Source organism: Thermosynechococcus vestitus BP-1 (assembly GCF_000011345.1).
Classification (GTDB): Bacteria; Cyanobacteriota; Cyanobacteriia; order Thermosynechococcales; family Thermosynechococcaceae; genus Thermosynechococcus; species Thermosynechococcus vestitus.
In genome coordinates this window covers 2115298-2139382 of record NC_004113.1, presented here as the reverse complement: position 1 = coordinate 2139382, position 24085 = coordinate 2115298, and the positions used below count along the sequence as shown (strand labels likewise).

24 protein-coding genes are annotated in these 24085 nt (G+C 54.5%); 14 read left to right on the top strand and 10 right to left on the bottom strand.

The features are described 5' to 3' along the window. The first annotated feature begins 7 nt into the window (after positions 1 to 7). Positions 8 to 2626: a trans-splicing intein-formed DNA polymerase III subunit alpha N-terminal partner DnaE-N gene (locus TLL_RS10415; protein ID WP_011057891.1), complete on the top strand. Its 2619-nt coding sequence runs from the start codon at positions 8 to 10 to the stop codon at positions 2624 to 2626. Here TLL_RS10415 and tmk read toward each other — a convergent pair. Next, positions 2552 to 3277 carry a dTMP kinase gene (gene tmk / locus TLL_RS10410; protein ID WP_011057890.1) on the bottom strand — a complete coding sequence of 242 codons (726 nt, stop codon included), beginning with the start codon at positions 3275 to 3277 and terminating at the stop codon, positions 2552 to 2554. The two genes, TLL_RS10415 and tmk, sit on opposite strands and share 75 nt — an antisense overlap. A gap of 191 nt (positions 3278 to 3468) precedes the next feature. Between tmk and TLL_RS10405 the strand changes: the two genes are divergently transcribed. The 6 genes from TLL_RS10405 to TLL_RS10380 all read left to right on the top strand — a co-directional run bounded on the left by TLL_RS10405 (position 3469) and on the right by TLL_RS10380 (position 9358). Further along, positions 3469 to 3822, top strand: coding sequence for a hypothetical protein (locus TLL_RS10405; RefSeq protein ID WP_011057889.1), 354 nt, complete (start codon positions 3469 to 3471; stop codon positions 3820 to 3822). 2 nt (positions 3823 to 3824) lie between these two features. After that, positions 3825 to 4937, top strand: coding sequence for an NAD(P)/FAD-dependent oxidoreductase (locus tag TLL_RS10400; RefSeq protein WP_164920975.1), 1113 nt, complete (start codon positions 3825 to 3827; stop codon positions 4935 to 4937). A 25-nt stretch (positions 4938 to 4962) separates the two neighbouring features. Then, positions 4963 to 5073 (top strand): photosystem II reaction center protein PsbM, encoded by a 111-nt coding sequence (psbM, locus tag TLL_RS10395; protein WP_011057887.1) that lies wholly within the window; start codon positions 4963 to 4965, stop codon positions 5071 to 5073. 75 nt (positions 5074 to 5148) lie between these two features. After that, positions 5149 to 6267, top strand: coding sequence for an iron-containing alcohol dehydrogenase family protein (locus TLL_RS10390; RefSeq protein ID WP_197524107.1), 1119 nt, complete (start codon positions 5149 to 5151; stop codon positions 6265 to 6267). Continuing rightward, positions 6268 to 7488: an aspartate aminotransferase gene (locus TLL_RS10385; RefSeq protein WP_011057885.1), complete on the top strand. Its 1221-nt coding sequence runs from the start codon at positions 6268 to 6270 to the stop codon at positions 7486 to 7488. It abuts the gene before it with no gap. A gap of 34 nt (positions 7489 to 7522) precedes the next feature. Continuing rightward, the gene (locus TLL_RS10380) at positions 7523 to 9358 is read left to right on the top strand and encodes a potassium transporter Kup (RefSeq protein ID WP_231833770.1); all 1836 of its coding nucleotides are present in this window, start codon (positions 7523 to 7525) and stop codon (positions 9356 to 9358) included. A 13-nt stretch (positions 9359 to 9371) separates the two neighbouring features. Here the strand turns inward: TLL_RS10380 and TLL_RS10375 are convergent, their stop codons facing one another. Together TLL_RS10375 and mscL are read right to left on the bottom strand one after the other, a co-directional pair. Beyond that, a complete protein-coding gene (locus tag TLL_RS10375) occupies positions 9372 to 10643 on the bottom strand; it encodes an ABC transporter substrate-binding protein (RefSeq protein WP_164920974.1) in 1272 nt (423 codons plus the stop codon). 10 nt (positions 10644 to 10653) lie between these two features. Further along, the gene (gene mscL / locus TLL_RS10370; protein WP_164920973.1) at positions 10654 to 11070 is read right to left on the bottom strand and encodes a large conductance mechanosensitive channel protein MscL; all 417 of its coding nucleotides are present in this window, start codon (positions 11068 to 11070) and stop codon (positions 10654 to 10656) included. Positions 11071 to 11302: 232 nt separating this feature from the next. Here mscL and TLL_RS10365 point away from each other — a divergent pair, with 232 nt between their 5' ends. The 4 genes from TLL_RS10365 (at position 11303) to TLL_RS10350 (ending at position 14604) form a co-directional block, all read left to right on the top strand. After that, the gene (locus TLL_RS10365; protein WP_011057881.1) at positions 11303 to 12295 is read left to right on the top strand and encodes a 30S ribosomal protein S1; all 993 of its coding nucleotides are present in this window, start codon (positions 11303 to 11305) and stop codon (positions 12293 to 12295) included. 1 nt (position 12296) lies between these two features. Continuing rightward, the gene (pdxA, locus tag TLL_RS10360) at positions 12297 to 13322 is read left to right on the top strand and encodes a 4-hydroxythreonine-4-phosphate dehydrogenase PdxA (protein WP_011057880.1); all 1026 of its coding nucleotides are present in this window, start codon (positions 12297 to 12299) and stop codon (positions 13320 to 13322) included. Between the two features lie 85 nt (positions 13323 to 13407). Further along, complete coding sequence (locus tag TLL_RS10355; protein WP_011057879.1) at positions 13408 to 13731, top strand: DUF1825 family protein; 324 nt, start codon at positions 13408 to 13410, stop codon at positions 13729 to 13731. Between the two features lie 12 nt (positions 13732 to 13743). Then, positions 13744 to 14604, top strand: a complete 861-nt coding sequence (locus TLL_RS10350; RefSeq protein WP_011057878.1) for a D-amino acid aminotransferase — start codon at positions 13744 to 13746, stop codon at positions 14602 to 14604. A 28-nt stretch (positions 14605 to 14632) separates the two neighbouring features. On the opposite strand, the gene TLL_RS10345 is transcribed toward TLL_RS10350, so the two are convergent. Continuing rightward, entirely contained in the window at positions 14633 to 15754 is a 1122-nt protein-coding gene (locus TLL_RS10345; protein ID WP_011057877.1) for an aldo/keto reductase, read from the bottom strand. A gap of 1 nt (position 15755) precedes the next feature. After that, a complete protein-coding gene (locus tag TLL_RS10340; protein WP_164920972.1) occupies positions 15756 to 16271 on the bottom strand; it encodes a bifunctional nuclease family protein in 516 nt (171 codons plus the stop codon). Positions 16272 to 16532: 261 nt separating this feature from the next. Between TLL_RS10340 and wecB the strand changes: the two genes are divergently transcribed. Then, entirely contained in the window at positions 16533 to 17684 is a 1152-nt protein-coding gene (wecB, locus tag TLL_RS10335; protein ID WP_011057875.1) for a non-hydrolyzing UDP-N-acetylglucosamine 2-epimerase, read from the top strand. A 14-nt stretch (positions 17685 to 17698) separates the two neighbouring features. Further along, a complete protein-coding gene (locus TLL_RS10330; protein ID WP_011057874.1) occupies positions 17699 to 18343 on the top strand; it encodes a diacylglycerol/polyprenol kinase family protein in 645 nt (214 codons plus the stop codon). On the opposite strand, the gene TLL_RS10325 is transcribed toward TLL_RS10330, so the two are convergent. Together TLL_RS10325 and TLL_RS10320 are read right to left on the bottom strand one after the other, a co-directional pair. Then, complete coding sequence (locus TLL_RS10325; protein ID WP_011057873.1) at positions 18330 to 18974, bottom strand: alpha/beta hydrolase; 645 nt, start codon at positions 18972 to 18974, stop codon at positions 18330 to 18332. The genes TLL_RS10330 and TLL_RS10325 overlap by 14 nt on opposite strands. Position 18975: 1 nt before the next feature. Then, the gene (locus tag TLL_RS10320; protein ID WP_164920971.1) at positions 18976 to 19926 is read right to left on the bottom strand and encodes a LysR family transcriptional regulator; all 951 of its coding nucleotides are present in this window, start codon (positions 19924 to 19926) and stop codon (positions 18976 to 18978) included. A gap of 95 nt (positions 19927 to 20021) precedes the next feature. Here TLL_RS10320 and TLL_RS10315 point away from each other — a divergent pair, with 95 nt between their 5' ends. Next, positions 20022 to 20768: a pentapeptide repeat-containing protein gene (locus tag TLL_RS10315; protein WP_164920970.1), complete on the top strand. Its 747-nt coding sequence runs from the start codon at positions 20022 to 20024 to the stop codon at positions 20766 to 20768. A gap of 8 nt (positions 20769 to 20776) precedes the next feature. On the opposite strand, the gene ispF is transcribed toward TLL_RS10315, so the two are convergent. The 3 genes from ispF to uvrB form a co-directional block, all read right to left on the bottom strand. Further along, positions 20777 to 21259 (bottom strand): 2-C-methyl-D-erythritol 2,4-cyclodiphosphate synthase, encoded by a 483-nt coding sequence (gene ispF, locus TLL_RS10310; RefSeq protein ID WP_164920969.1) that lies wholly within the window; start codon positions 21257 to 21259, stop codon positions 20777 to 20779. A 90-nt stretch (positions 21260 to 21349) separates the two neighbouring features. After that, positions 21350 to 21859, bottom strand: a complete 510-nt coding sequence (gene apcB / locus TLL_RS10305) for an allophycocyanin subunit beta (RefSeq protein ID WP_011057869.1) — start codon at positions 21857 to 21859, stop codon at positions 21350 to 21352. Between the two features lie 157 nt (positions 21860 to 22016). Beyond that, positions 22017 to 24023 carry an excinuclease ABC subunit UvrB gene (gene uvrB / locus TLL_RS10300; RefSeq protein ID WP_011057868.1) on the bottom strand — a complete coding sequence of 669 codons (2007 nt, stop codon included), beginning with the start codon at positions 24021 to 24023 and terminating at the stop codon, positions 22017 to 22019. Positions 24024 to 24085 lie beyond the last annotated feature (62 nt).

Below are 24085 nucleotides of genomic sequence, written 5' to 3'. Positions count from 1 at the left end.
GTTGCCCATGTCCTTTGTCGGTCTGCATATTCACAGTGATTACAGTCTTCTTGATGGTGCCAGCCAGCTTCCCGACCTAGTGGCACGGGCAATGGAATTGGGGATGCCCGCGATCGCCCTCACGGACCACGGGGTAATGTATGGTGCCATAGAACTGCTAAAGCTCTGTCGCGGCAAGCCCCTAAAGCCAATTATTGGCAATGAGATGTACGTCATCAATGGCGACATCACCAAGCAGGAGCGCAAACCCCGCTTTCACCAAGTGGTGCTGGCCAAAAATAAACAGGGCTACCACAACCTCTGCAAACTCACCACTATCTCCCATCTTCAGGGGTTCCAAGGCAAGGGAATTTTTGCTCGCCCCTGCATCAACAAAGAACTGTTGGCCCAATACCGCGAGGGGCTGATTGTCACCAGTGCTTGCCTCGGCGGTGAAATTCCCCAAGCCATTTTGCAGGGCAAACCCGAGTTGGCACGCAGTGTTGCTGCTTGGTATCAACAGACCTTTGGTGAGGACTTTTACCTTGAGATCCAAGACCACGGCAGTCAAGAGGATCGGGTGGTCAACGTTGAACTGGTGCGCATTGGCCGTGAGTTGGGGATCAAAATTATTGCCACCAATGACTCCCACTTTATTTCCTGCCATGACGTTGAAGCTCACGACGCCCTGCTGTGTATCCAAACCAACAAGCTGCTCAGCGATGAGAAGCGACTGCGCTATAGCGGTACAGAGTACCTCAAATCCGCCGCTGAAATGGCTCGGCTGTTTCGGGATCATTTGCCCGATGAGGTCATTCAAGAGGCCTTGGCGAATACCCTCGAAGTGGCCGACAAGATTGAAGCCTATAACATCTTTCGTGAACCCCAAAGTCCAGAGTTTCCAGTGCCGCCTGGCCATACAGCGGATACCTACCTAGAGCAAGTGGCATGGCAAGGATTGTTGGAGCGATTTCAGCTCAGCGATCGCCAGCAGTTGGAGGCCACCTATCGGCAGCGTTTGGAATACGAACTCAAAATGCTCCAGCAGATGGGGTTCTCCAACTATTTCCTAGTGGTTTGGGACTACATCAAATATGCCCGCGACCACAACATCCCCGTGGGTCCAGGGCGGGGATCGGCAGCGGGTTCCCTTGTGGCCTATGCCCTGCGCATTACTAACATTGATCCGGTTCACCATGGCTTGCTCTTTGAGCGCTTTTTGAATCCTGAGCGCAAGTCCATGCCCGACATTGATACGGACTTTTGTATTGACCGCCGCGAGGAAGTCATCCAGTACGTGACTCAAAAATACGGCAGCGATCGCGTCGCCCAGATCATCACCTTCAACCGTATGACCTCCAAGGCGGTGCTCAAGGATGTGGCACGGGTGCTGGATATTCCCTACAGCCAAGCGGATCAAATGGCAAAACTGATTCCCGTGGTGCGGGGCAAACCCGTCAAATTGGCAGTCATGATCTCCGAGGAAACCCCCTCACCGGAATTTAAGGAAAAGTACGACAGCGATCCCGTGGTGCGCCGCTGGATTGATATGGCAATGCGCATTGAGGGCACCAACAAAACCTATGGTGTCCATGCGGCCGGTGTCGTCATTGCCTCAGAACCCTTGGATCAACTGGTGCCGCTGCAGCGCAACAACGATGGCGCAGTGATTACTCAGTACTTCATGGAGGATTTAGAATCCCTCGGCCTTCTGAAGATGGACTTTCTGGGTCTGAAAAATCTGACCATGCTCCAGAAAACCCAAGAGCTGATCGAGAAAAACCATGGCCAGCGGATTGACCTTGATGCTTTACCCCTCGATGATGCCAAAACCTATCAACTGTTAGCGGAAGGTAAACTGGAGGGAATTTTTCAACTGGAATCCTCGGGGATGCACCAAATTGTCCGTGAACTGAAGCCCTCGAATCTGGAGGACATTTCGTCGGTGCTGGCGCTCTATCGACCGGGACCTTTAGATGCTGGGCTGATTCCGAAGTTCATTAACCGCAAGCATGGACGGGAACCGATTCAATATCAACATGAGCTTTTGAAGCCGATTTTAAGCGAAACCTACGGCGTCCTGTGTTATCAGGAGCAGATCATGCGAATGGCACAGGACTTGGCGGGCTATTCCCTAGGTCAAGCGGATCTCCTCCGCCGCGCGATGGGCAAAAAGAAAAAAGAGGAAATGGAAAAACACGAAGCCCTCTTCATCGAGGGAGCAGCTAAAAATGGTGTGCCCAGTGCCATCGCCCAAGAACTTTTTAAGCAGATGCTGGATTTCGCTGAATACTGTCTGAGTGGTGAGACGGCGGTGATGACCGTGGAATATGGCGCGGTTCCCATTCGGCGCTTGGTGCAGGAGCGGTTGAGCTGTCACGTGTATAGTCTTGATGGCCAAGGTCATCTTTATACGCAGCCCATCGCCCAGTGGCATTTTCAGGGCTTCCGTCCTGTGTATGAGTATCAGTTGGAGGATGGCTCAACCATTTGTGCAACACCGGATCACCGCTTTATGACCACCAGGGGCCAGATGCTGCCCATTGAGCAAATTTTTCAGGAAGGACTAGAGCTATGGCAAGTCGCGATCGCCCCCCGTCAGGCGCTGCTTCAAGGTCTCAAACCAGCGGTGCAGATGAGCGGCTAGGCACTCTTGAATCGCTTGAGTGACCTGATCTGGGGGTTGGTCGGCATCAATGCGCTGCCAGCGATCGCTCCCTTGCTGAGCCAAGGCCAGAAATCCCTGGCGAACCCGCTCATGAAAGGCCACCGCATTCTGCTCAAGGCGATCCCCTCTGCCCCGCTGTTGGGTACGGGCAAGACCAACAGCAACGGGAAGATCTAACCAGAGAACTAAATCCGCTCCTAGACCCCCCGTGGCCATCTGGTTGATGTGCTGAATGATCTGCAAGTCCAGGCCTCGCCCATAGCCTTGGTAGGCAACAGTAGAAGCCGTATAGCGATCGCACAGGACAATGCCCCCCCGTTGCAGTTGCGGACGAATGCCCATGGCCACATGTTGGGCGCGATCGGCGGCATAGAGGAGCAGCTCCGCTAGGGGATCAATCGCTAAATCACTATGGAGCAGCAATTGCCGTAGACCTTGGCCAAGGGGGGTCCCCCCCGGTTCCCGGGTAAGGAGTAGGGGTGGATCAACATGGCAGGATCGCAATTTTGCCAGCCAACCACTGTTCTCTAGCCATGTGGCGATCGCTCCCATTTGGGTGGTTTTACCGGCGCCCTCTCCCCCTTCTAGGACAATAAATAAACCGGCGTAGGGATGGGTAGCAGAATGCATGAATCCAGCAATTCAAAAAAAGGTTTGATATAATCGCGGCATGCTGCCGGTACACTGCAAGGAACCCTAAAATGGGGGTAATGTTTTATTGCCTGTGATTGCCTAGGCACCCTAACAGCGACAGTCCCCCCTTTGCCCATGATTAGACTAGAACCATTGTTCGCGAATTATTAGTTTACCACTTGGCGGTTATGGCTCGATATGCGCGTGTTGTTACGATTGCACTCCCTCGGGCACGGCTAAAGGAAGAGCTGGTGCAAACCCTAGAGGCCTGCGATTTGACAGTGACCCATGTGGGGGATGATTACGTGGTGGCACGGGAGAGCACCCTCGATACTATTTCAATGTCCCAACTGGTCACAGTGGAAGTCCTGATTGACAAAACCACAACCCAAAAGGATGTCACCAAGTTTGATCTGGTGCTCAAGAACAAGGAACTGACCCTCAAGAAAAATAATCACTGCTTTGAATGGTTTGACCGTGTGAGTCGCGCCATCGTCGAAAATGAAAACTGGGAATTAGTGAATACGGTTGCAACACTGTGACGGTGCTGCCAGCAAATGCAACGGTAACAATTGTCGGCGCCGGAGTGGTGGGCTCGGCAATCGCCTATGAACTGAGTCGTGTTCTGGATGCAGCGGCAACACCGATTCTTGTCCTTGAGGCGCAAAGGGAGGAAGATTGGCAAGCGACCGGCGCTGCCCTAGGGGTTCTCATTGTCCATCTCAGTCGGCGGCGGCGCGGACGCAACTTTCAACTGCGCCAGGCCAGTTTGGCACGCTACGAAACCCTGATTCCAGAACTGGAGGCGCAAACTGGGATCAAGATTCCCTACCAGCGTCAAGGGATTGTTGAAATTTGTACCACAGAAGCGGCAGCGATCGCTGCCCAAGCATGGTTGCAGGAACAAACCCCCTCAGGTGTGCGGTGGCTCTCTCCCGCGGAAGTTCAAGATCACTGTCCCCTTCTTGAGCTGCACCATATTCACGGGGCCCTTTGGGCAACGGGCGATCGCCAAGTTACCCCTAAACCCTTGACTCAAGCCCTGCGCCAAGCCGCTCGTCAACGGGGGGTACAGTTCTTCTATCAAACCCCGGTGCGACAGCTCCAGCGATCGCGGGGATGGATTCTGGAATTGGATCAAACTTCACTGGAGACCGAATACCTTATCTTAGCGGCAGGACTGGGGACAACACCCCTCACGGAAGCTCTGGATCGCCCTGTTACTCTGGAACCGGTTTTAGGACAAGCCCTAGAGTTTGCCTGTCAGGTTGATGGGAATACACCGGTGATGACCGCTGACGGGATTCATTTTGTTCCTTTGCCTTGGGGGCGGGTGTGGGTGGGTGCCACTGTGGAGTTCAACGCTTTAATTGGGAATCCACAAACCCTTGATCAACTCCGTAGACGAGCCAGCGAGCTTTGGCGGGTGTTGGAAACAGCTCCCTTAACGCAACAGTGGCAGGGAGTGCGACCGCGTCCGAGCGATCGCCCAGCACCCATCATCGAAAGAATGGATGACCACACTTGGCTCGCCACTGGTCATTACCGCAACGGTATTTTACTGGCCCCCGTAACCGCCCAAAAAATTGCCGCCTCTGTCATCACTGCCTTGGCTGAGGGCGATCGCCCCAAGGGGCACACAGCATTGATAAAATAAAACTCAGCGTTGTGGGACAGATACCATGGAAGTCAACCAACTCGGCTTGATTGCAACTGCCCTGTTTGTGCTGGTGCCAAGTGTGTTTTTGATTATTCTGTACGTGCAAACGGAAAGTCAGCAGAAAAGTAGTTAAGATAGTGGAAGATCTCTATGGTAAGAGCGAAAACCGCTCTATGCTGTGAGAACTTCCTTCAGTTTGTTTGTACCTGTGACTGCTGCTTTTTCATCCCTTTGCATCGCCCCTGCCCACGTCTATCGCGGTTGGTCAATTCTCTCCCAAGCAGGGGAAGCCATTGCGCAATTGGGGCATCATCCCCTTTTAGTGGTTTCACCACAGCGGTATCAGCAGCTTGAGCAGGAGTGGCAGGCGATCGCCCGCTCCCATGACCTTAGCTTCACCGTAGGGACATTCCATGGTGAGTGCAGTGAGTCCACCCTTGCCCAACTCCGCCAAGAGGCCCAAGGCAGCGATCTCATCATCGGCATTGGCGGTGGCAAAGCGCTAGATACCGCTAAGCTCTTGGGGCACCAGCTTCACTTGCCCGTGGTGACCATCCCCACCTCAGCAGCCACCTGTGCCGCTTGGACCGCCCTCGCCAATATCTATACAGAGGCCGGTGCTTTTGCCTATGATGTGGCACTCCGCCAGTGTCCGAATCTGCTGTTGTTGGACTACGCCCTGATTCAAACAGCGCCGAAGCGAACCCTGCTTGCCGGCATTGGGGATGCCCTGGCCAAGTGGTATGAGGCGTCGGTCAGTAGTGGCCACCGCCAAGAAACCCTGATTGTCGCTGCTGTACAGCAAGCTCGTGTATTGCGCGATATTCTCCTACAGCAGTCTGCCGAAGCCTTAGCCAATGTGGGCAGTCCCGCCTGGGAAAATGTGGTTGATGCCAGTGTGCTGATGGCAGGAATCATCGGTGGATTGGGGGGGGCCCAATGCCGCACGGTAGCAGCCCATGCTATTCACAACGGTCTGACCCAACTGCCCCAAAGTAAGGGCACACTCCACGGTGAAAAAGTGGCCTACGGTATTCTTGTTCAACTCCGTTTGGAAGAGATGGTCCAAGGCAGTCAACTGGCCACGAGTGCTCGCCATCAGCTTTGCCAGTTTTATGAACAGGTGGGTCTGCCCCTGAGTTTAGAGGATTTGGGCTTGCAAGAGGCTAGCTTGGCGCAACTCCAACACGCTGCTACGGTTGCCTGTGGGCCCAACTCCGATATTCACTATCTGCCCTTTCCGGTCACACCCGATCTGGTGCTCGAGGCAATGGTGTCCACCGTGGTCGGCTACAGGGACAAAGTCTTGGATGGGAGTGCTCGCTAGATGGGGTTAGAGTGGATTCAGCCGGCCGATCGCCTTGGGGCATTGCCGCCCTATGTCTTTGCTCGCCTTGATGAACTGAAGCTGAAAGCCCGGCAGCAGGGACTTGACCTCATTGACTTGGGCATGGGTAATCCCGATGGCTCAGCACCGCGGCCAGTGATTGAAGCCGCTATTGCTGCCTTTGAGGAACCCAGCTACCATGGTTATCCCCCCTTTGAAGGGACAGCCGTTTTCCGTCAGGCCATTACCCGTTGGTATCAGCGCCGCTACAATGTCTCCCTTGATCCTGAGGGTGAAGCTTTACCCCTGTTGGGCTCAAAAGAGGGACTGACGCACCTTGCCCTTGCCTACGTGAATCCGGGGGATGTCGTTCTTGTGCCTAGCCCCGCCTATCCTGCCCATTTTCGGGGGCCGGCGATCGCGGGTGCCAACATCTATCCCCTCATTCTCAAACGGGAAAAGGGTTGGCTCATTGATCTCAGTGAGATTCCCAGTGACATTGCCCGCCAAGCCAAGGTTTTGTACTTCAACTATCCCAGCAACCCCACGGCGGCGATCGCCCCCCGCTCTTTTTTTGAAGAAGTGGTTGCCTTTGCCCGCGAATATCAAATCCTTTTAGTGCATGACCTTTGTTACGCCGAACTGGCCTTTGATGGCTATCAACCCACCAGCTTACTGGAAATCCCCGGTGCCAAGGAGATCGGCGTTGAGTTCCATACCCTCTCAAAAACCTATAACATGGCGGGTTGGCGGGTTGGGTTTGTCGTGGGCAACCGCCACATTATTCAGGGCTTGCGTACCCTGAAAACCAACTTGGACTATGGGGTTTTTTCAGTGTTACAGAAAGCCGCAGAGGTAGCCCTGAGCCTGCCCGATAGCTACATTGCCTCTGTGTGCGATCGCTATCGCCAGCGGCGGGACTTTCTAATTCAAGGCTTGAATGAACTTGGCTGGCAACTGACCCCAACCCAAGCAACCATGTATCTCTGGGTGCCCGTCCCCCTGGGCATGAGTTCGACAGATTTTGCCCTCAAGCTGCTTCAGGAAACGGGTATTGTTGTGACTCCCGGCAATGCCTTTGGCGAAGGCGGTGAAGGCTACGTGCGGATCAGTCTCATTGCCGATTGCGATCGCCTAGGTGAAGCCCTTAAACGCATGGCTCAAGCGAATATCCGCTTCGATAGCTTAAGTCACTCACTCACGCCATCCAGCCATGACTAAAGCCAATGCTGGCCACCCGCCCTCAAGGCTTCTTATGCTAGGTGCCCTTGGCGTCGTCTATGGCGATTTAGGGACAAGCCCCCTCTATGCCTTTGAGGAAACCTTTAATCCCTTGCACGTCCTAGCGGTTACCCCTGCCAATATCTACGGCATTCTGTCCTTGATCCTCTGGGGGCTTGTCCTCATTCCGACCCTGAAATACGCAACCTTTGCCCTGCGAGCTGACAACGATGGTGAGGGTGGCATTTTTCCCCTGATGGCCCTTGTCCTCTCGCGAATTCGCCTCAGCTCCCACTGGCGGCGCCGGGTGATCATTTTCGGTCTGGTGGGCGCGGCCATGTTTTATGGAGATAGCACGATTACCCCTGCCATTAGCGTCCTCTCTGCAATTGAGGGGTTAGAAGTACTCAGTCCTCAGCTTGGGTCTTGGACAGTTCCGCTAACGGTGGTTATTTTAGTGGGGTTGTTTTGGTTTCAACATCGGGGTACCACCCAAGTGGGGCAGGTCTTTGGCCCTATCATGTTTCTCTGGTTTATGACCCTAGGCCTCCTTGGGACAATCCACATCTTCGAACAGCCCACGATTCTGAATGCCCTCAATCCTTGGTGGGGCGTACAACTGTTTTACAGCCAGCCTGCCCAAGTGTTTTTCCTCTTGGGAGTGGTGATTTTGGCACTGACGGGTGCCGAGGCCATGTATGCCGATATGGGACACTTTGGCATTCAGCCAATTCGCTTGGCGTGGTATCGTCTGGTCTTTCCCGCCCTTGCCTTGAATTATCTGGGGCAGGGTGCTTTCATTCTCAAGCACCCAACAGCCACCCATCATCTCTTTTTCCAACTGGCACCTGAGTGGAGCGTATTGCCCCTAGTCATCCTCAGTACATTGGCCACAGTCATTGCGTCTCAAGCAGTGATTTCAGGCGCTTTTTCAATGACGGCTGCGGCCATAAAGTTGGGCTATCTGCCGCGCCTGCGCATTGATGTTACGGATGACTATCACCGTGGTCAGATTTATATTCCTGTGATCAACTGGTTGCTACTGGTCACGGTTCTGCTGTTGGTCATGACCTTTAGAAAGTCATCGGAACTCGCAGGTGCCTATGGTTTGGCGGTTAACTTAACCATGGTGGTTACAACCCTCTGCTTGATTCTGGTGGCACGGCACCTCTGGCGGTGGTCTATTGTGCAAATTAGCCTTGTTTGGGTCAGTATTTTAGTGATTGAAATTGCTTTCCTAATCGGCAACGCTCTCAAGATTCCCTACGGTGGCTGGTATCCCCTCGCTTTCGGTGGGGTTGTCTATATGCTCTTAGGGACGTGGCGACAAGGGCAAGTTCTGCTGCGTCAGCAACTCCTGCAAGCGAATGCTCGCTTCTCCCTCAAGGAGCTGCTCAGTCAAGGGGTTGCACGTGTGCCGGGGATTGCTGTTTTCTTCTCACCCCTTCCCGACATGATTCCCCTGAGCTTTATTCAAAACCTTCAGCACAACCATGTCTTGCATCAGCAGACCATCTTTATCCATTTAGCAACTGCGAATTTACCCCATGTGCCCTTGTCAGAACAATTGACCTATAGGGTCACAGATGTCGGTATTTATGAAATCATCCTTACCTCGGGGTTTCGCGATCGCCCGGATCTGCGACTCGCCCTTGAAACGTGCCAACAGGCCCTCAATCTCCCCCTCAACGGCCAACCCATGAGTTTTTTCTTAGGCCGTCGGACAATCATCCCCACCCACGCCCGCGGCATGACCTACTGGCAAAAGGTTGTATTTGCTTGGCTATACCGCAACGCTGAGGATGCCACGAGCTACTTCCGTCTGCCCTCTGAACAGGTGGTGGAACTTGGCATACAGGTAGAGATTTGATACGTGGGGAAATTTATCCCAAACGGCCATTCCATGCAGTTTCTGCATCCTTGAGGGCCCGATCAATTGTCTTTTGTCCTAAGAGAACGGCCTGCAAATTCTCGTAGAGGAGTCGTTGGAGCTCCTTAATATCCCGCAGGGGGGGAATGAGCACCTCTGCTTGGTTTATTTGAGCAGCGCTGATGCAGCGGGCAATGTCCACAGGGGTGGCATTTTCGCCGATGGTGCGAAAGTAGGCATCCGCCAAGGCGGCTTGTGTAGAAGGCAGAACGTTCGCTTCCTTGGCAAAGGCGAGTTGGTTTTCATGATTGGTGACAAAGAGGGCAAATTGTACGGCCAGTTCAGGATGGCGACTCTGGCGGGGCACCAGTAAATTCATCACAGCTACATTTTTTTTGCCTGTCTCGCCGGTCAACTGGGGAGCGGCGGCTGAAACGGCTGCAATACTGGGGGCATTGGTGGCGATCGCGTTCAAAAATTCCGGACTGGTCATCAATAGAGCCGTTTGTCCCGATTGATACAGTTCAATGCCTTGGCGATGGCCTTCAGTGAGCACCTGTGGCGGCAAGAGTCCCTGACGATAAAGATCCAGCCAATACTGGAAAACCGCTTTGCCCGCGGGGGAATTAAAGGCAGCACGGCCTTGATCATCGACTAAGCTCACCCCCATCTGCACCATGGTCTGCATTAGTTCGGCAGAGTCCTCGGGCACCATCGTGATAAAGAAGGCATATTTGCCTGTTTTTTCCTTCACAGCTTTAGCAACACTGGCCAGTTCTGCAAAGGTTTGGGGGGGGCGATCGACCCCAGCGGCGGCAAGAATCGCCTTGTTATAAATCGTTACCCGTGAGGTGAGGTACCACGGCACGGCAAAGCTCTTGCCCTCTAACGTCGTGGCCTGCCAGATATTCGGCAGATAACGCTCCCGGACGGCTGGGGGTACATAGTCGTTGAGATTTAGCCAAGCATTGCGTCCTGCCAACAAGGCCGCAAAGTCGGGATTGAGGTTGACTACATCGGGAGCTGTGCCCGCTAACACCGCCATGAGAATTTTGGTCTGCATGGCCGTCCAAGGAATATCCACCCAGCGGACGTGGACATTGGGATGTTGGGCTTCAAATTCCGCAATCAGGCGATTGAAGTAATCCGTAAATTTCGGTTGCAGTTGCATTGTCCAGAATTCAATCTGGGTGCCTTGGGGAGGGGGCGCTGTTGCGCAACTGGTTAGAATAGCTAGCCATAGCCCCACCAATAGCCCAGAGAACCAGCGTTGCCAGCGTTGCATTGCCAAGACCCTAAAGCGGTGGCAATTCAGACGTGCAAGCACGGCAGCGACTAGCCTTGAGGGGCACGGACTCTAAGCAGTAGGGACACTGCCGTTGTTCGGGTGCAGGGGGTCTGTTGGGTAAGAAGGGCAAAATCAGCTTCAGGAGAATAAACAAGCTCAGGGCAATCACCCCAAAGTCAAGTAAACTGCCCAAAAACTTGCCAATTCTCATCCCTGACCCGAGTGTGAGTTCGCGCCAGTCGCCCCCAGGAATCAGAGGATTGACCAGGGGCATGATCAAGTCTTCAACCACGGAAGTGACAATTCGGCTAAAGGCACCGCCGACCACGACAGCGATCGCCAGATCAATGACATTCCCCTTTAGGGCAAATTCGCGGAACTCCTGCCAAAATTGCTTGACCTGTCGGCGGTTTAGTCGCGCCATGCCCACTCCTCAGTAGTACACAAAAATTAACATTAATTAACATTCATCTTCATCAATGACCAAAATTTTATCGGTTCCCCTAGCCAACGGGCAAACTCTAGGCTAATATTGTAGATCCAGTCAGAAAGTGTTCGAGCGATCGCTGGTATGATTGCGTATGGCACCCACTTCTGCCCGCTTGATAACTCACTATACACCCCCATTTTCGTAAAGGAGCTAGGAAAACACTCGCATGGTCAATCAGGAAAAAACGTTAGACGTGGGCTTTACGCATGCTGATTTTGCAGCCTTACTAGACCGGTACGATTACCACTTCAACCCCGGCGACATTGTTGCTGGCACCGTCTTTAGCATCGAACCAAAAGGTGCCCTGATTGACATCGGTGCGAAAACCGCTGCCTATATCCCGATTCAAGAAATGTCTATCAACCGGATTGAGAGCCCGGAAGAGGTGCTGCAACCGAACGAAACCCGCGAGTTCTTTATCCTGGCGGATGAAAACGAGGAAGGGCAGCTCACCCTCTCAATTCGTCGCATTGAGTATATGCGGGCTTGGGAGCGCGTTCGCCAACTCCAAGCCGAAGATGCCACCGTTCGCTCCCAGGTCTTTGCCACCAATCGTGGGGGTGCCCTAGTCCGCATTGAAGGGCTGCGGGGCTTTATCCCCGGCTCCCACATCAGCACCCGTGTCAACAAAGAAGAGTTGGTGGGTGAAGAACTCCCCCTGAAGTTTTTAGAGGTGGATGAAGAGCGCAACCGCCTCGTACTCAGCCACCGCCGCGCCCTTGTCGAGCGCAAAATGAACAAACTGGAGGTGGGCGAAGTGGTGGTTGGCACGGTACGTGGGATTAAGCCCTACGGTGCCTTCATTGACATTGGTGGTGTCAGTGGTCTGCTGCACATTTCTGAGATTTCCCACGATCACATTGATACCCCCCACAGTGTTTTCAATGTCAATGACCAGGTCAAGGTGATGATTATTGACCTGGATGCCGAGCGGGGTCGGATTTCCCTTTCCACGAAGCAACTGGAGCCAGAACCCGGTGATATGGTGAAAAATCCCCAGTTGGTCTACGAAAAAGCTGAAGAGATGGCAGAGCGCTATCGTCAGCAACTCCTGCAACAACAGCAGCAGGCAGCAGGAGAGACCCCTGAGGAAGGGATGGAAGACATTCCCGAAGCCACTGAAGACGATTCGCCGGCGCCGATTCTTCAAGAAGCCTAGGATGTCCCTTGCCCTCACCCTGGGGGATCCAGCGGGTATTGGCCCAGAAATTCTCCTGAAAGCCCTAGCTCACCTGCCCTCAGAACTGTTAGGGCAGTTTTTTATTGCGGGTACAGGCCAAGTATTAGAGGAAACCTATGCTCGCCTCTGTCAACAGGGACAGGTGGCCATTGATCCTGCGCAGCTTCAGCTCTGGGAGCATCCCCTCGACGAGGTGATTGTGCCGGGGCGTCCCAGTGTTGCCAGTGGGACTGCCAGCTTTGCCTACCTCAAAACCGCCATTCAGCGGGCGATCGCCGGCGAGGTGGCAGGAATTGTAACGGCACCGATTTCTAAGGCCTGTTGGCAGGCGGCCGGTTATTCCTTTCCCGGTCAAACTGAAGTGCTGGCCCACTTGACAGGAACCGCCCATGTGGGCATGTTGTTCTTGGGGCGATCGCCGGTGACTCACTGGGTGCTGACGACTTTACTCGCGACTACCCACATCCCGTTGCAAGCGGTGCCTAGGGCCCTGACCCCCGAAGGCCTCAATGAAAAGCTGGCGCTGCTGATCCAGTTTCTGAGGGAGCGGCGACACCTAGAGCGGCCTCGCATTGCCATTGCTGGCTTGAATCCCCACAGTGGTGAGCAGGGACACTTAGGCCAAGAGGAAGTGACTTGGCTGATTCCATGGCTCGCAGCAGCCCAGCAGCAGTATCCCGAAGTTGAACTGATTGGCCCTGTGCCCCCCGATACTCTTTGGATTGGGGCTGCCGATGCATGGTGGGGACGTCCGGCCCCAGCCACCGCCTACGATGCCTACCTCGCTCTTTACCATGATCAGGGATTGATTCCCGTGAAGATGCTTGCCTTTCGGGAAGCGGTGAATACAACGATTGGCTTGCCTTTTATTCGCACGTCTCCCGATCACGGTACAGCCTTTGATATCGCGGGTACAGGGGTAGCAGATCCACAGAGTTTTCTGGCGGCGATCGCTTGGGCACAGACGTTGAGCAAAGGATCGGTTTTCCCTCTCACCCTCGCCTAAAGTGCCTTTGATAGAATGCAACTAGATCACAAACCCAAGGGTCAAGCGTTGCCATTTTGGTTGTTGCTGTATCGGGCAGGGTCGTATGGGATTCTTTGATTCAGAAATTGTTCAACAGGAAGCACAGCGTCTGTTTCAGGACTACCAGCAGTTGATGCAGCTTGGCTCCGAGTACGGCAAATTTGACCGTGAAGGTAAGAAAATTTATATCGAGAAAATGGAAGAACTCATGGACCGCTACCGCATTTTTATGAAGCGGTTTGAGTTGTCCGATGACTTTATGGCGCAGATGACAATCAAACAACTGGAAACTCAACTGAGCCAGTTTGGCATGTCTCCCCAAACCATGTTTGATCAAATGCATCAAACCCTTGAGCGCATGAAAGCCGAAGTGGAACGCCAACCCTAGGGGAGAGGGCGGGTGCTGCTGTGCAACTTGGATGGGGTAATTACGCCAGAGGCCTCCATTTCTGTTTTGGATCGGGGGTTTCTCTACGGTGACAGTGTTTATGAGGTGATTCGTACGTACCGGGGGATTCCCTTTGCCCTGCCAGAGCACCTAGCACGATTGCGCGCCTCAGCCGCCTATCTCTACATGCGTCTGCCCTGGTCCGATGAGTACATTACCCAAGAAGTGCAACGCACCTTAGCGGCTGCCCCAGCCGGAGAATATTACATTCGGATTGTGGTGACCCGTGGGGGCGATCGCCGCATTGGCCTATTGCCAGAACCGACCACCCAACCGCGGTTATTGATTGTGTTGATGGGGATCCCCCCCGAACCAACGTTGAGTGAACAGGGAATTCGCCTTGCCATTCCTAAGCGGCAACGCACCAGCACTGCTGCCCTTGATCCGGCGGCCAAAACGGGCAATTACCTCAACAACATCTTGGCCCTATTGGAGGCACAGCAGGCGGGTTTTGAGGACGCCCTGCTTCTCAATGCCCAAGGACAGATTACCGAGGCCACGACCAGCAACTTCTGGATTGTTCGTGGGGGTGTGGTCGAGACACCCCCCACCACCGTTGGCATGCTCCACGGAATTACGCGCGGGACGCTGTTGCAGATCGTTGCAGACTTGGGTATTCCCCATCGGGAAGTGATTCTCACCCCCCAGGATCTCGCAGAAGCCAGTGAGGGGTTTCTCAGTTCCTCGGTGCGCCTTCTAATGCCGATTCGGCAAGTGAATGAGGTGATCTTTCCGGCCTGTCCGGGACCTGTGACCCAACAGCTATGGCGAGAATTATTAGCAGTGATGGAAAAGGCGGTTGCAGCAGCCTAATCACCCTATGGGCCTAAATCCTATGGGCCTAAATCGTCTGCCAAAGGCGCGATCGCGAGCTGCCTTGCAACTGCTCATGGGTTTCCCGCAACAGCCGCGGAATCTCCAACCGACTGGGACAGCGGGGCAAACAGTCGCCACATTCAGTACAGCGGTTGGCGGGTTGTCCCGCAAACCAATGCCCGGCGCGGCCAAACATCCCATAGCGATATTTGCCAAATTCCGTCATGTCGTAGGCGACGGCCAAGTTGTGGAGCCGCAACACTTCGGGGATGTGAATCTCCTGCGGACAGGGCAGACAGGCATAACATTGTTGACACAAATCTCTGCCTAGGGTTTCCTGCATGACGGCTTGTAGGCGATCGCCCACAGCTTGCTCTTCGGGACTCAGGGGATCGACCTGATCGGCCACTGCCAAGGGAAAGGCCAACTCGGCAACGGTGGCAGGCCCAATGCTCAAGGTGGTGATGGCAGGCTGGCTCAGCAACCAGCGGTAGCTCCAATGGAGCGGGTGAAAAGGCCCACAGAGCTCCTGGAGCCGTTGGGAAGGCTGGTAGAGCTTGCCCCCTTTGTCGGCTGGGGAAATGATGAAAATGCCGAGATTCCGCTCAGCGGCAGCTGCGATCGCTGGGGCATTGCGTTGCTGAAAGTAGGTGTAATGCAGATTCACAAAGTCAAATTGATCGCTGGCGATCGCTTCCAAAATCACCGACAACGATCCATGACTGGAAAAACCCAAAGCGCCAATCACCCCCTTTGCCTGCAATTGCTGCAGCATGGCCATCCCTTCACTGCTCAGCCAGGCCAGATGCTCAGGGGTATTCACTCCGTGGAGGGCGACACCGTCTAAGCGTGGGACTTGGAGACGCTCCAGGGATTGCTCAATTTGTCGCTGGACGTGAGCCGCATCCCCTTGGGGCAATAGTTTGGTGGTGATATAGACAGGGGGCTGGCCCAAGGCCTTGAGGGCACGGCCAATGTAGGCTTCACTGGCGCCGTAGGCGGCGGCGGTTTCAATGTGGTTAATGCCGTGGGCGATCGCCCCCTCAATGACCGCCTGCATCACCTCTGGGCTGCCCAAGGCACGCATCGTTCCCAGGGAAAACACCGAGAGGTCTAGCCCCGTGCGACCAAAACGGCGGTAACGCATCCTAGCCTGCGGAGGAATCCTCCTCCATGCCCCGTGCCTGCTGAATAAAATCTTCAGGTCGAATCGAATCTAAAAAGCGGCGAAAGGCTTGGCGTTCTTCCTCGTCGGCATCGCGATCCACGGGAATCGAGGCATCGGCAACAACCGCTTCCATTACCCAAATCGGGCAATGACAGCGCAGGGCCAAGGCGATGGCATCACTAGGACGAGCATCAATGTCTTTACGCGTTTCTCCTTGGCGCAGCGTCAGCACCGCATAGTAGGTGTTGTCTTCGAGGGAGTGGATAACCACTCGCTCTAGGGTCATATTCCATTCGTTGAGAATATTTACCATCAGATCATGGGTCATCGGTCGCGGTGCCCGTTGATTTTCCAAGGCCATTAAAATTGCCCGCGCCTCATGATCACCAATCCAGATGGGGAGTGCTCGCCGTCCAGCACCGTCTTTGAGCAACACAATTGGTGTGCGGCGGTTAGTGGCATCGAGGGCAATCCCAGCAACAGTCATTTCAATCATGGCCACCTCAGCGAGCGCAATGGCGGTGCATTCCCTTCTATTATTAACATACCGTCCTTCTCACAAAGATGGCACACCCCCACCAGACTCCCTACGGAAGCAGTGATGGAGGAGCAACCCAAGACTCCCCCTATTGGCAAAAGGCTGACAGACAACTGTCCATGAGCAGTGGCAACGAGACACTTTTTGACTTTTTGTTTTGACTGTTTGACGCTCGCTTCTCGGTACACTAAAAGTACTATTTTTGGTATTGAGCCGGCTATGATTGCTTCCCCGATCCCGATCTGCATTACGTTGGGTACGCGCCCGGAGGCAATCAAATTGGCACCGGTGATTCAGGTCTTGCAGCGATCGCCCCTGTTTGCCCCCTGCATTGTCCTCACTGGACAGCACCGCGAGATGGTGGATCAAGTGATGGCGCTGTTTGACCTGCGGGCAGATCGGGACTTGGCCATTATGCAGCCAAAGCAAACCCTTACCGAAATTACCTGCCGTGCTCTCCAAGGTCTTGAGCAACTCTACCAAGAACTCCTGCCCCGTCTGGTCTTAGTCCAGGGGGATACGACAACGGCTTTTGCCGCTACCCTTGCCGCCTTTTATCAGCAAATTCCTGTTGGTCATGTGGAAGCGGGCTTGCGCACCAACGATCTCTATAATCCCTATCCCGAAGAAGCAAACCGCCGTCTCATTTCCCAATTGGCGCAGTTGCATTTTGCCCCTACGGAACAAGCTGTCAAGAATCTTCAGGCCGCCGGGGTCACCGGTACCATTCACTTGACGGGCAATACTGTCATTGATGCTCTGTTGCAAGTGGCCGATCGCCAGCCGGTGTGCCCTGTCCCCGGCCTTGACTGGCAACAGTACCGTGTCCTCCTTGCCACTGTTCACCGTCGGGAAAACTGGGGTGCTCCCCTAGAAGACATTGCCAATGGCTTCCTGAAGATCTTAAATACCCTTCCCGATACTGCCTTACTCTTGCCCCTACACCGCAATCCCACGGTGCGTGAACCCCTCAAAGCCTATTTGGGACACCATCCCCGCGTTTTTCTTACGGAGCCACTGGACTATCCTGCCCTGGTGGCAGCGATTAAGGGATCAACCCTCCTACTGACGGATTCCGGTGGCCTACAAGAGGAGGCCCCTAGCCTCGGCAAACCCGTACTGGTGTTGCGGGAAACCACTGAACGGCCGGAAGCGGTCACCGCTGGCACCGCTAAACTAGTGGGTACCTTTGCGGATAGGATTGCAGCCGCAGCAATTGAACTGCTGACGGATCCAGTGGCCTACAACCGCATGGCAACAGCCATTAATCCCTTTGGCGATGGTCATGCTAGCGATCGCATCCTTGAGATTGTGACCCAGTTTTTTGGCCAGCAGACCCAGCAGACAAAGGAAGGAGCGACTGTTCACTGAGGATAGCAATCACAATGTTCTGGGCAGGAATTTGGGTCACAGGTTGGCTAGGCTTGGTGCTGTTAATTGCAGAACTGATCCACGCTTGGTTTCCCAACGCCAAGGAATGGTCACGGAAAGTGGTTCACATTGGTGCAGGTCAAGTCATCCTGATTGCCTACGCCCTCGGCGTACCCACGCGTTGGGGAATTATAGCCGCAGCGATCGCTGGTATGGTCACACTGCTGTCGTACCGCGTATCGATCTTTCCCAGTATTAGTGGCGTGGGGCGACAAAGCTGGGGCACCTTTTTTTATGCGGTGAGTATTGGCATATTAATGGCTCTCTTTTGGAAGACGCTGCCGGAACTGGCGGTGCTGGGAATTTTAGTGATGGCTTGGGGAGATGGCTTGGCCGCCCTTGTGGGCATTCACTGGGGACGCCATCCCTTGCCGGGAACCAGTAAAAGCTGGGAAGGAACTCTGACAATGTTTTGGGTGAGTACTCTGGTCGCAGCGCTTTCCCTCACGCCCATTGCCGCTTTGGAGTCCCTCTGGATTGCCCCTTTCGTGGGTGTGGGTGCAACCCTGTTGGAACTGATTGCTTGGCGAGGGATGGATAATCTGACTGTTCCGATCGGTAGCGCTTTGCTTGCCTATGGGTTACTCAATCTGAGTTGATTTTAGGCAGGGTCTGCTCGATAAACTGGCGAGCGATGGCGATCGCCTCCCCGTTAATTTCATGGGCCATCGGTAGGGCATGAAATACTCCCTTCACTCCGGCGGTTTGCAGAGCCTGCCAACTGGCTTGGGCACTGGCAAAGGGCACCACAGGATCCGCTGTGCCATGGATCATCAGCACCGGTGGTGAGGTGGCTGTCACTACTGGTGGCCGGACTAAATAGCCGCTAAAGACTAATAACCCCGCCAAGGGCAACCTTAAGCCCACCGCCAATGTCAGGGCTCCCCCTTGGGAGAATCCCCCTAAAATTGTGCGCCTGAGGTCAATGGGCAAGCTGGCAATCCACTCCCGCAGTGCCGCTTCACTGGTGGCTAGATCCGTGGCTTGCTCATCAAGCAGTAATGAGCCACTGAGGGCATTGTGCTGATTCAGGTCATACCACATCCGCCCTTGAGCCACATAGGGATGGGGAAAGGGGGCTTCCGCTGCGTAGATCTGGGCGTGGGGAGCCAGCAAGGGGCCAAGGGAAATCAGGTCTGCGGCATTGGCCCCCCAACCGTGGAGCAACAGGAGGGTGTGATCTGCCGCGATCGCTGGATCGGGAAAGGTCAGAAATTCTAGGGTTGCCATGCTAGACGGGGTTGAGTTCCTTGGCCGGTGCTGCCGGATAGGTAAGACTCGATTCAATCATCTCCCGCCCCTCGGTACGCACATAGTCAAAGAAAGCCTGGGCCACCACCGACAGTTGTTTGCCAGCGGGATAGACCAGATGCCAGTGCCGCTGAATCGGGAAATGTTCGACATCGAGAATCGTCAACTGGCTGGATTCGCGGTCAAGGGCTAAGCAGTGGTGAGACAGGACAGAAATTCCCAAGCCACCAGCGATCGCCTGCTTAATGGACTCGTTACTCCCCAGTTCAAGGCGGATATTAATTGACACACCGTGCTCCGCAAAGAGCTTCTCCACCGCTTGGCGGGTGCCCGATCCCTGCTCCCGCATAATAAAGGGTTCTCCCGCCAGCTCTTGGATCGGGATTTTAGTGCGGCCACTGAGGCGATGGTGACTGGGGGCAACCACCACTAAGGGATTATCCAAAAAGCGGTGGCACTCCACATCCACATTGTCTGGCGGGTAACTGGGGATATAGAGATCGTCCATATTGCCTCGGATACGCTCCACCACCTGCTCGTGGTTGGTGACGGTCAACGCCACATCAATCCCTGGATAGCGCTGGCAAAAGGGTCCCAGCAGCCGCGGAATCACGTATTTGGCCGTGGTAATGACACACAGCCGCAGGTGTCCCTGCTTGAGACCCTTGAGATTGGCAATGGCCATTTCAAAGCGCTCAAGGCGTTCAAAGATATCTTGGCAGGTGGCCAGCAGTTCCTTGCCAGCTTCTGTGAGATAGAGCCGTTTGCCCACTTGCTCAAAGAGGGGCATACCAACGACCCGGGTCAACTGCTTCATTTGAATCGACACGGTGGGCTGCGTCAGAAAGAGTTCCTCGGCAGCGCGGGTAAAACTTCCGTGGCGAGCAGTGACCTCAAAAACCTTAAGCTGATGTAGGGTTGCTTGTTTCAAACCCATTCTCCTTTCGTCAGCGATAGGGCTACATAGACGAAATTCTATCAAATTTCGGGCGACGATAACGAAATGTGAGGAATCTCAGGGCAAGAATGATGATCAAAGGGCACTCCAATCCGGTAGTGAGCGATCGCCTGCGGGGGGGAAAACACCTCTGGAACGAATGGCGGCGAATTTATCCTCAGCTTACTGTAGATTTCAGCGAAATGAATCTTACGGGTATGGATTTGCGGGGCTATGACCTGCGGGGCTGTAATCTCAGCCGTGCCTGTTTGCGGGAGGTGAACCTTGCCCAGGGGGATTTACGCTTTGCCAATTTGTATGGGGCGGATCTGACGGCGGCTAACTTCGATGATGCGGATTGCCGAGGGGCGTTGTTCTTAAAAACTGTGGGCGATCGCGCCACTGCCCAGCGGGCCAATTTTCAACTGGCTAACTTGCAGTACGCCCGTTTTACCTATGCCGATTTCTCTTGGGCCACCCTTGAGCAGGCGGATTGTCGCCACAGCAATTGGTGCGAAGCGGATCTTAGCCATGCCCGTGCGGCAGCTAGCAACTTTTCCTTTGCCCTGCTGATGGGTGCTAGCCTCAATGAAGCAACGCTGCGGTTTGCACAATTGGTGCAGGCTTCCCTTGAGGGGGTTCAGGCCTATCGCTGCAACTTCTATGCCGCCAACTTAGCCGCTGCGGGGCTGACGCGGGGGTATTTTTCCCACGCCCTTTTTGTCCGGGCCAACCTCAGTCATGCCACCTGTCGCTGGGCAAATTTTCGCCATGCCAATCTTCAGCAAAGCCAGTGTGAGCAAACGGACTTTCACTACAGCCTGTATGTTACCTAGGGGTTATCCTACATCCCTGACTGGAGGAGCGCCACCGCATAGGCAGCAATGCCCTCTTCCCGTCCCACAGGGCCTAGTTTTTCATTGGTGGTGGCTTTAATACTAATTTGATCGCGATCAATCCCTAGGGTGGTTGCTAGGCGATCGCGCATCGGATCGAGGTAAGGTTTCAACTTTGGACGCTCCGCCACCACGACAGCATCGATATTGCCCACCCGCCAGCCCCGCTCGGCGATGAGTGCGGCCACTTTTGCCAGCAGCACTTGACTATCTGCTCCTGCCCACTGCGGATCACTGGGGGGAAAGTAATGACCAATATCCCCAAGACTGAGGGCCCCCAAGAGGGCATCCATAATTGCGTGGGTGAGGACATCGGCATCGCTGTGTCCCAAGAGTCCACAGGCGTGCTCTAGCCTGATGCCGCCTAAAATCAAGGGCCGCTCCGGAACCAGCCGGTGAATGTCATAACCATTGCCAATGCGGATCTTCATCACTGCTGCATAGGAAATAGAAAGGGGCGATCGCCGGCGCCACCGCCCTCTATTGTTACAGAGTCTTCTACCTTGGCCAACCTAGGATCTTCAGATATTCACTTCACTGAGTTGGCGGCACATGTAGTCAAAGGGCTGCTCGACAATGCCAGTGTCTTCAATGCCAGCAGCGGCCACGCGATCGCGCACAATCTCTTTCATGATTTGAATGCCGCGCACCGTTGGTCCAATGGGTACGCCAAGGGAGTTGTAGGTTTCTCGCAAACCTTCGAGGACACGCTCGTTGAGGACATCCACATCCCCGGCCACAATGGCATAGCTGGCATAGCGCAGGTAGTAGTCCATATCCCGTAGGCAGGTGGCGTAGCGGCGTGTGGTGTAGGCATTGCCGCCGGGTTGAATCAGTTCCGGCTGCTCGGTGAAGAGGGCAGAAGCCGCTTCCTTAACGATGGCTGCGGCATTGGCATTGATCACTGCTGCCGCCTTCACCCGTGCCGCACCGGAATTAAAGTAGGAGCGCAACCTGTCAACAGCATCGCGATCGAGGTAGCGACCGGTGGAGTCATAGTTTTTAATTAGTGTGGTGACGGCATCACGCATAGGTTTTTTTACTCCTAGAATTGCTAAAACTAGCGTCAACCCGAACGCCAGCCGAAATGGTGCGGATCTAAAATCGTACTTAGCTTACCACGCTAGGGTTTCCCCGCCTGCGCTCCCGTTTACGGACTGTTGCGAAGTATTACAAAAGTTCATAATTTTAGGGGTGCCCCACAAGGCGATCGCGCAAACGCTTAATTTGATCGCGGTAGCGGGCGGCTTCCTCAAAGGCCAATTCTTGAGCAGCTGCCTTCATTTTCGCTTCAAGGTCTTGGATCAGTGGAGGGATGTCCTCTAGGCTCAGGTCCTGTAGGGTTTGGGAAGATAAGACAGGCACTGACTCGGCGTTGAGGCGGCGAGACACATCCAAAAAGGCCAAGATGGCGTTACTGGTTTTCTTGACAATGGGCTGGGGGATAATGCCATGGGCTTGGTTGTAGGCCAGTTGAATGGCGCGGCGGCGCTCCGTTTCTTGGATGGCTTTTTGCATACTCTCTGTGAGGGTATCCGCATAGAGAATAGCCTGTCCACGTACGTGCCGCGCAGCACGGCCAATGGTTTGAATGAGCGATCGCTCCGCCCGCAGGAAGCCTTCTTTATCCGCATCCAGAATCGCCACGAGGGACACCTCCGGCAAATCTAATCCCTCCCGCAGCAGGTTGACCCCAATCAGGACATCAAAGTCCCCTTGGCGTAGGGCTTCGAGAATCTCAATGCGCTCAATGGCGTTGATTTCCGAGTGCAGATAGCGCACCCGTACCCCCCGCTCCTGGAAGTACTCAGTTAAATCCTCCGCCATCCGCTTCGTGAGGGTGGTCACCAGCACCCGCTCTTGGCGATCGCACCGCAGGCGAATCTCCCCATACAGATCATCCACTTGCCCTTGGGTGGGGCGGACAAAAATTTCTGGATCCACAACCCCCGTGGGACGGATAATTTGCTCCACTACCTGTGTGGACACCGCCAATTCCCAATCCCCAGGCGTGGCTGAAACAAAGATGCACTGCTGCACCTTCTGCCAAAATTCCTCCGGCTTCAGGGGGCGATTATCCGCCGCACTGGGCAAGCGAAAGCCGTGATCGATCAGCACTTTTTTGCGGGCTTGGTCGCCATTGTACATGCCGCGAATCTGTGGCACCGTTACATGGGACTCATCCACCACCAAGAGCCAATTCTCAGGAAAATAATCAATTAAACACTCTGGCGGTTCCCCCGCTGCCCGCCCTGCGAGATGGCGGGAGTAGTTTTCCACACCGTTGCAGTAGCCCACCTGCCGCAGCATTTCCAAGTCATAGCGGGTACGTTGACTCAGACGTTGTGCCTCAAGGAGTTTATTTTGGGCTTCCAAGTTAGCCACCTGGGCTTGGAGTTCCGCTTCAATGGCCACGCAGGCCGCTTCCAGGCGTTCCGCAGGGGTGACAAAGTGCTTCGCCGGATAAATATTCAGGCGCTCCACACTTTGCAAGGTTTCCCCCGTCAGGGGATCGACATAGCGAATCGCTTCAATTTCATCCCCAAAAAACTCTACGCGAATGATGCGATCCTCATAGGCAGGACCAATCTCAAGCACATCCCCCCTTACGCGGAAGCGACCCCGCCCCAGTTCGACATCGTTGCGAGTGTATTGAATCGTGGCGAGCTGCCGCAGCAGTTGCCGCAGCTCCGTTTCTCTGCCCACCTCTAGGGGAATCGCGGCTTTTAGGTACTCTGCGGGAATTCCCAAACCGTAGATGCAGCTAATCGAGGCCACCACAATCACATCCCGCCGTTCAAAGAGGGAACGGGTGGCGGAGTGGCGCAGCATATCAATTTCCTCATTGATAGAGGCACTTTTTTCGATGTAGGTATCGGTAACGGGAATGTAGGCCTCCGGTTGATAGTAGTCGTAGTAGGAGATAAAGTACTCAACGGCATTTTCGGGAAAGAATGAGCGCAGTTCATTGCACAGTTGCGCCGCCAAGGTTTTGTTGTGGGCCAAAACAAGGGTGGGGCGGCCAAGGGCCTCGATAACGCGGGCGATCGTGTGGGTTTTGCCTGTACCCGTTGCTCCTAGCAGCGTTTGGAAGCGATGTCCTGCCTGTACTCCGGCAACCAGTTTTTGAATGGCTTGGGGTTGATCCCCCGTGGGTTCAAAGGGAGCGTGAATACGGAAGGGAGTGCTGGTCATTGCCCAATTTCTCAAGAATTCTTTCCTAGGTTTTAGGGTAACGGAGCAACAGAGGAGGGAGC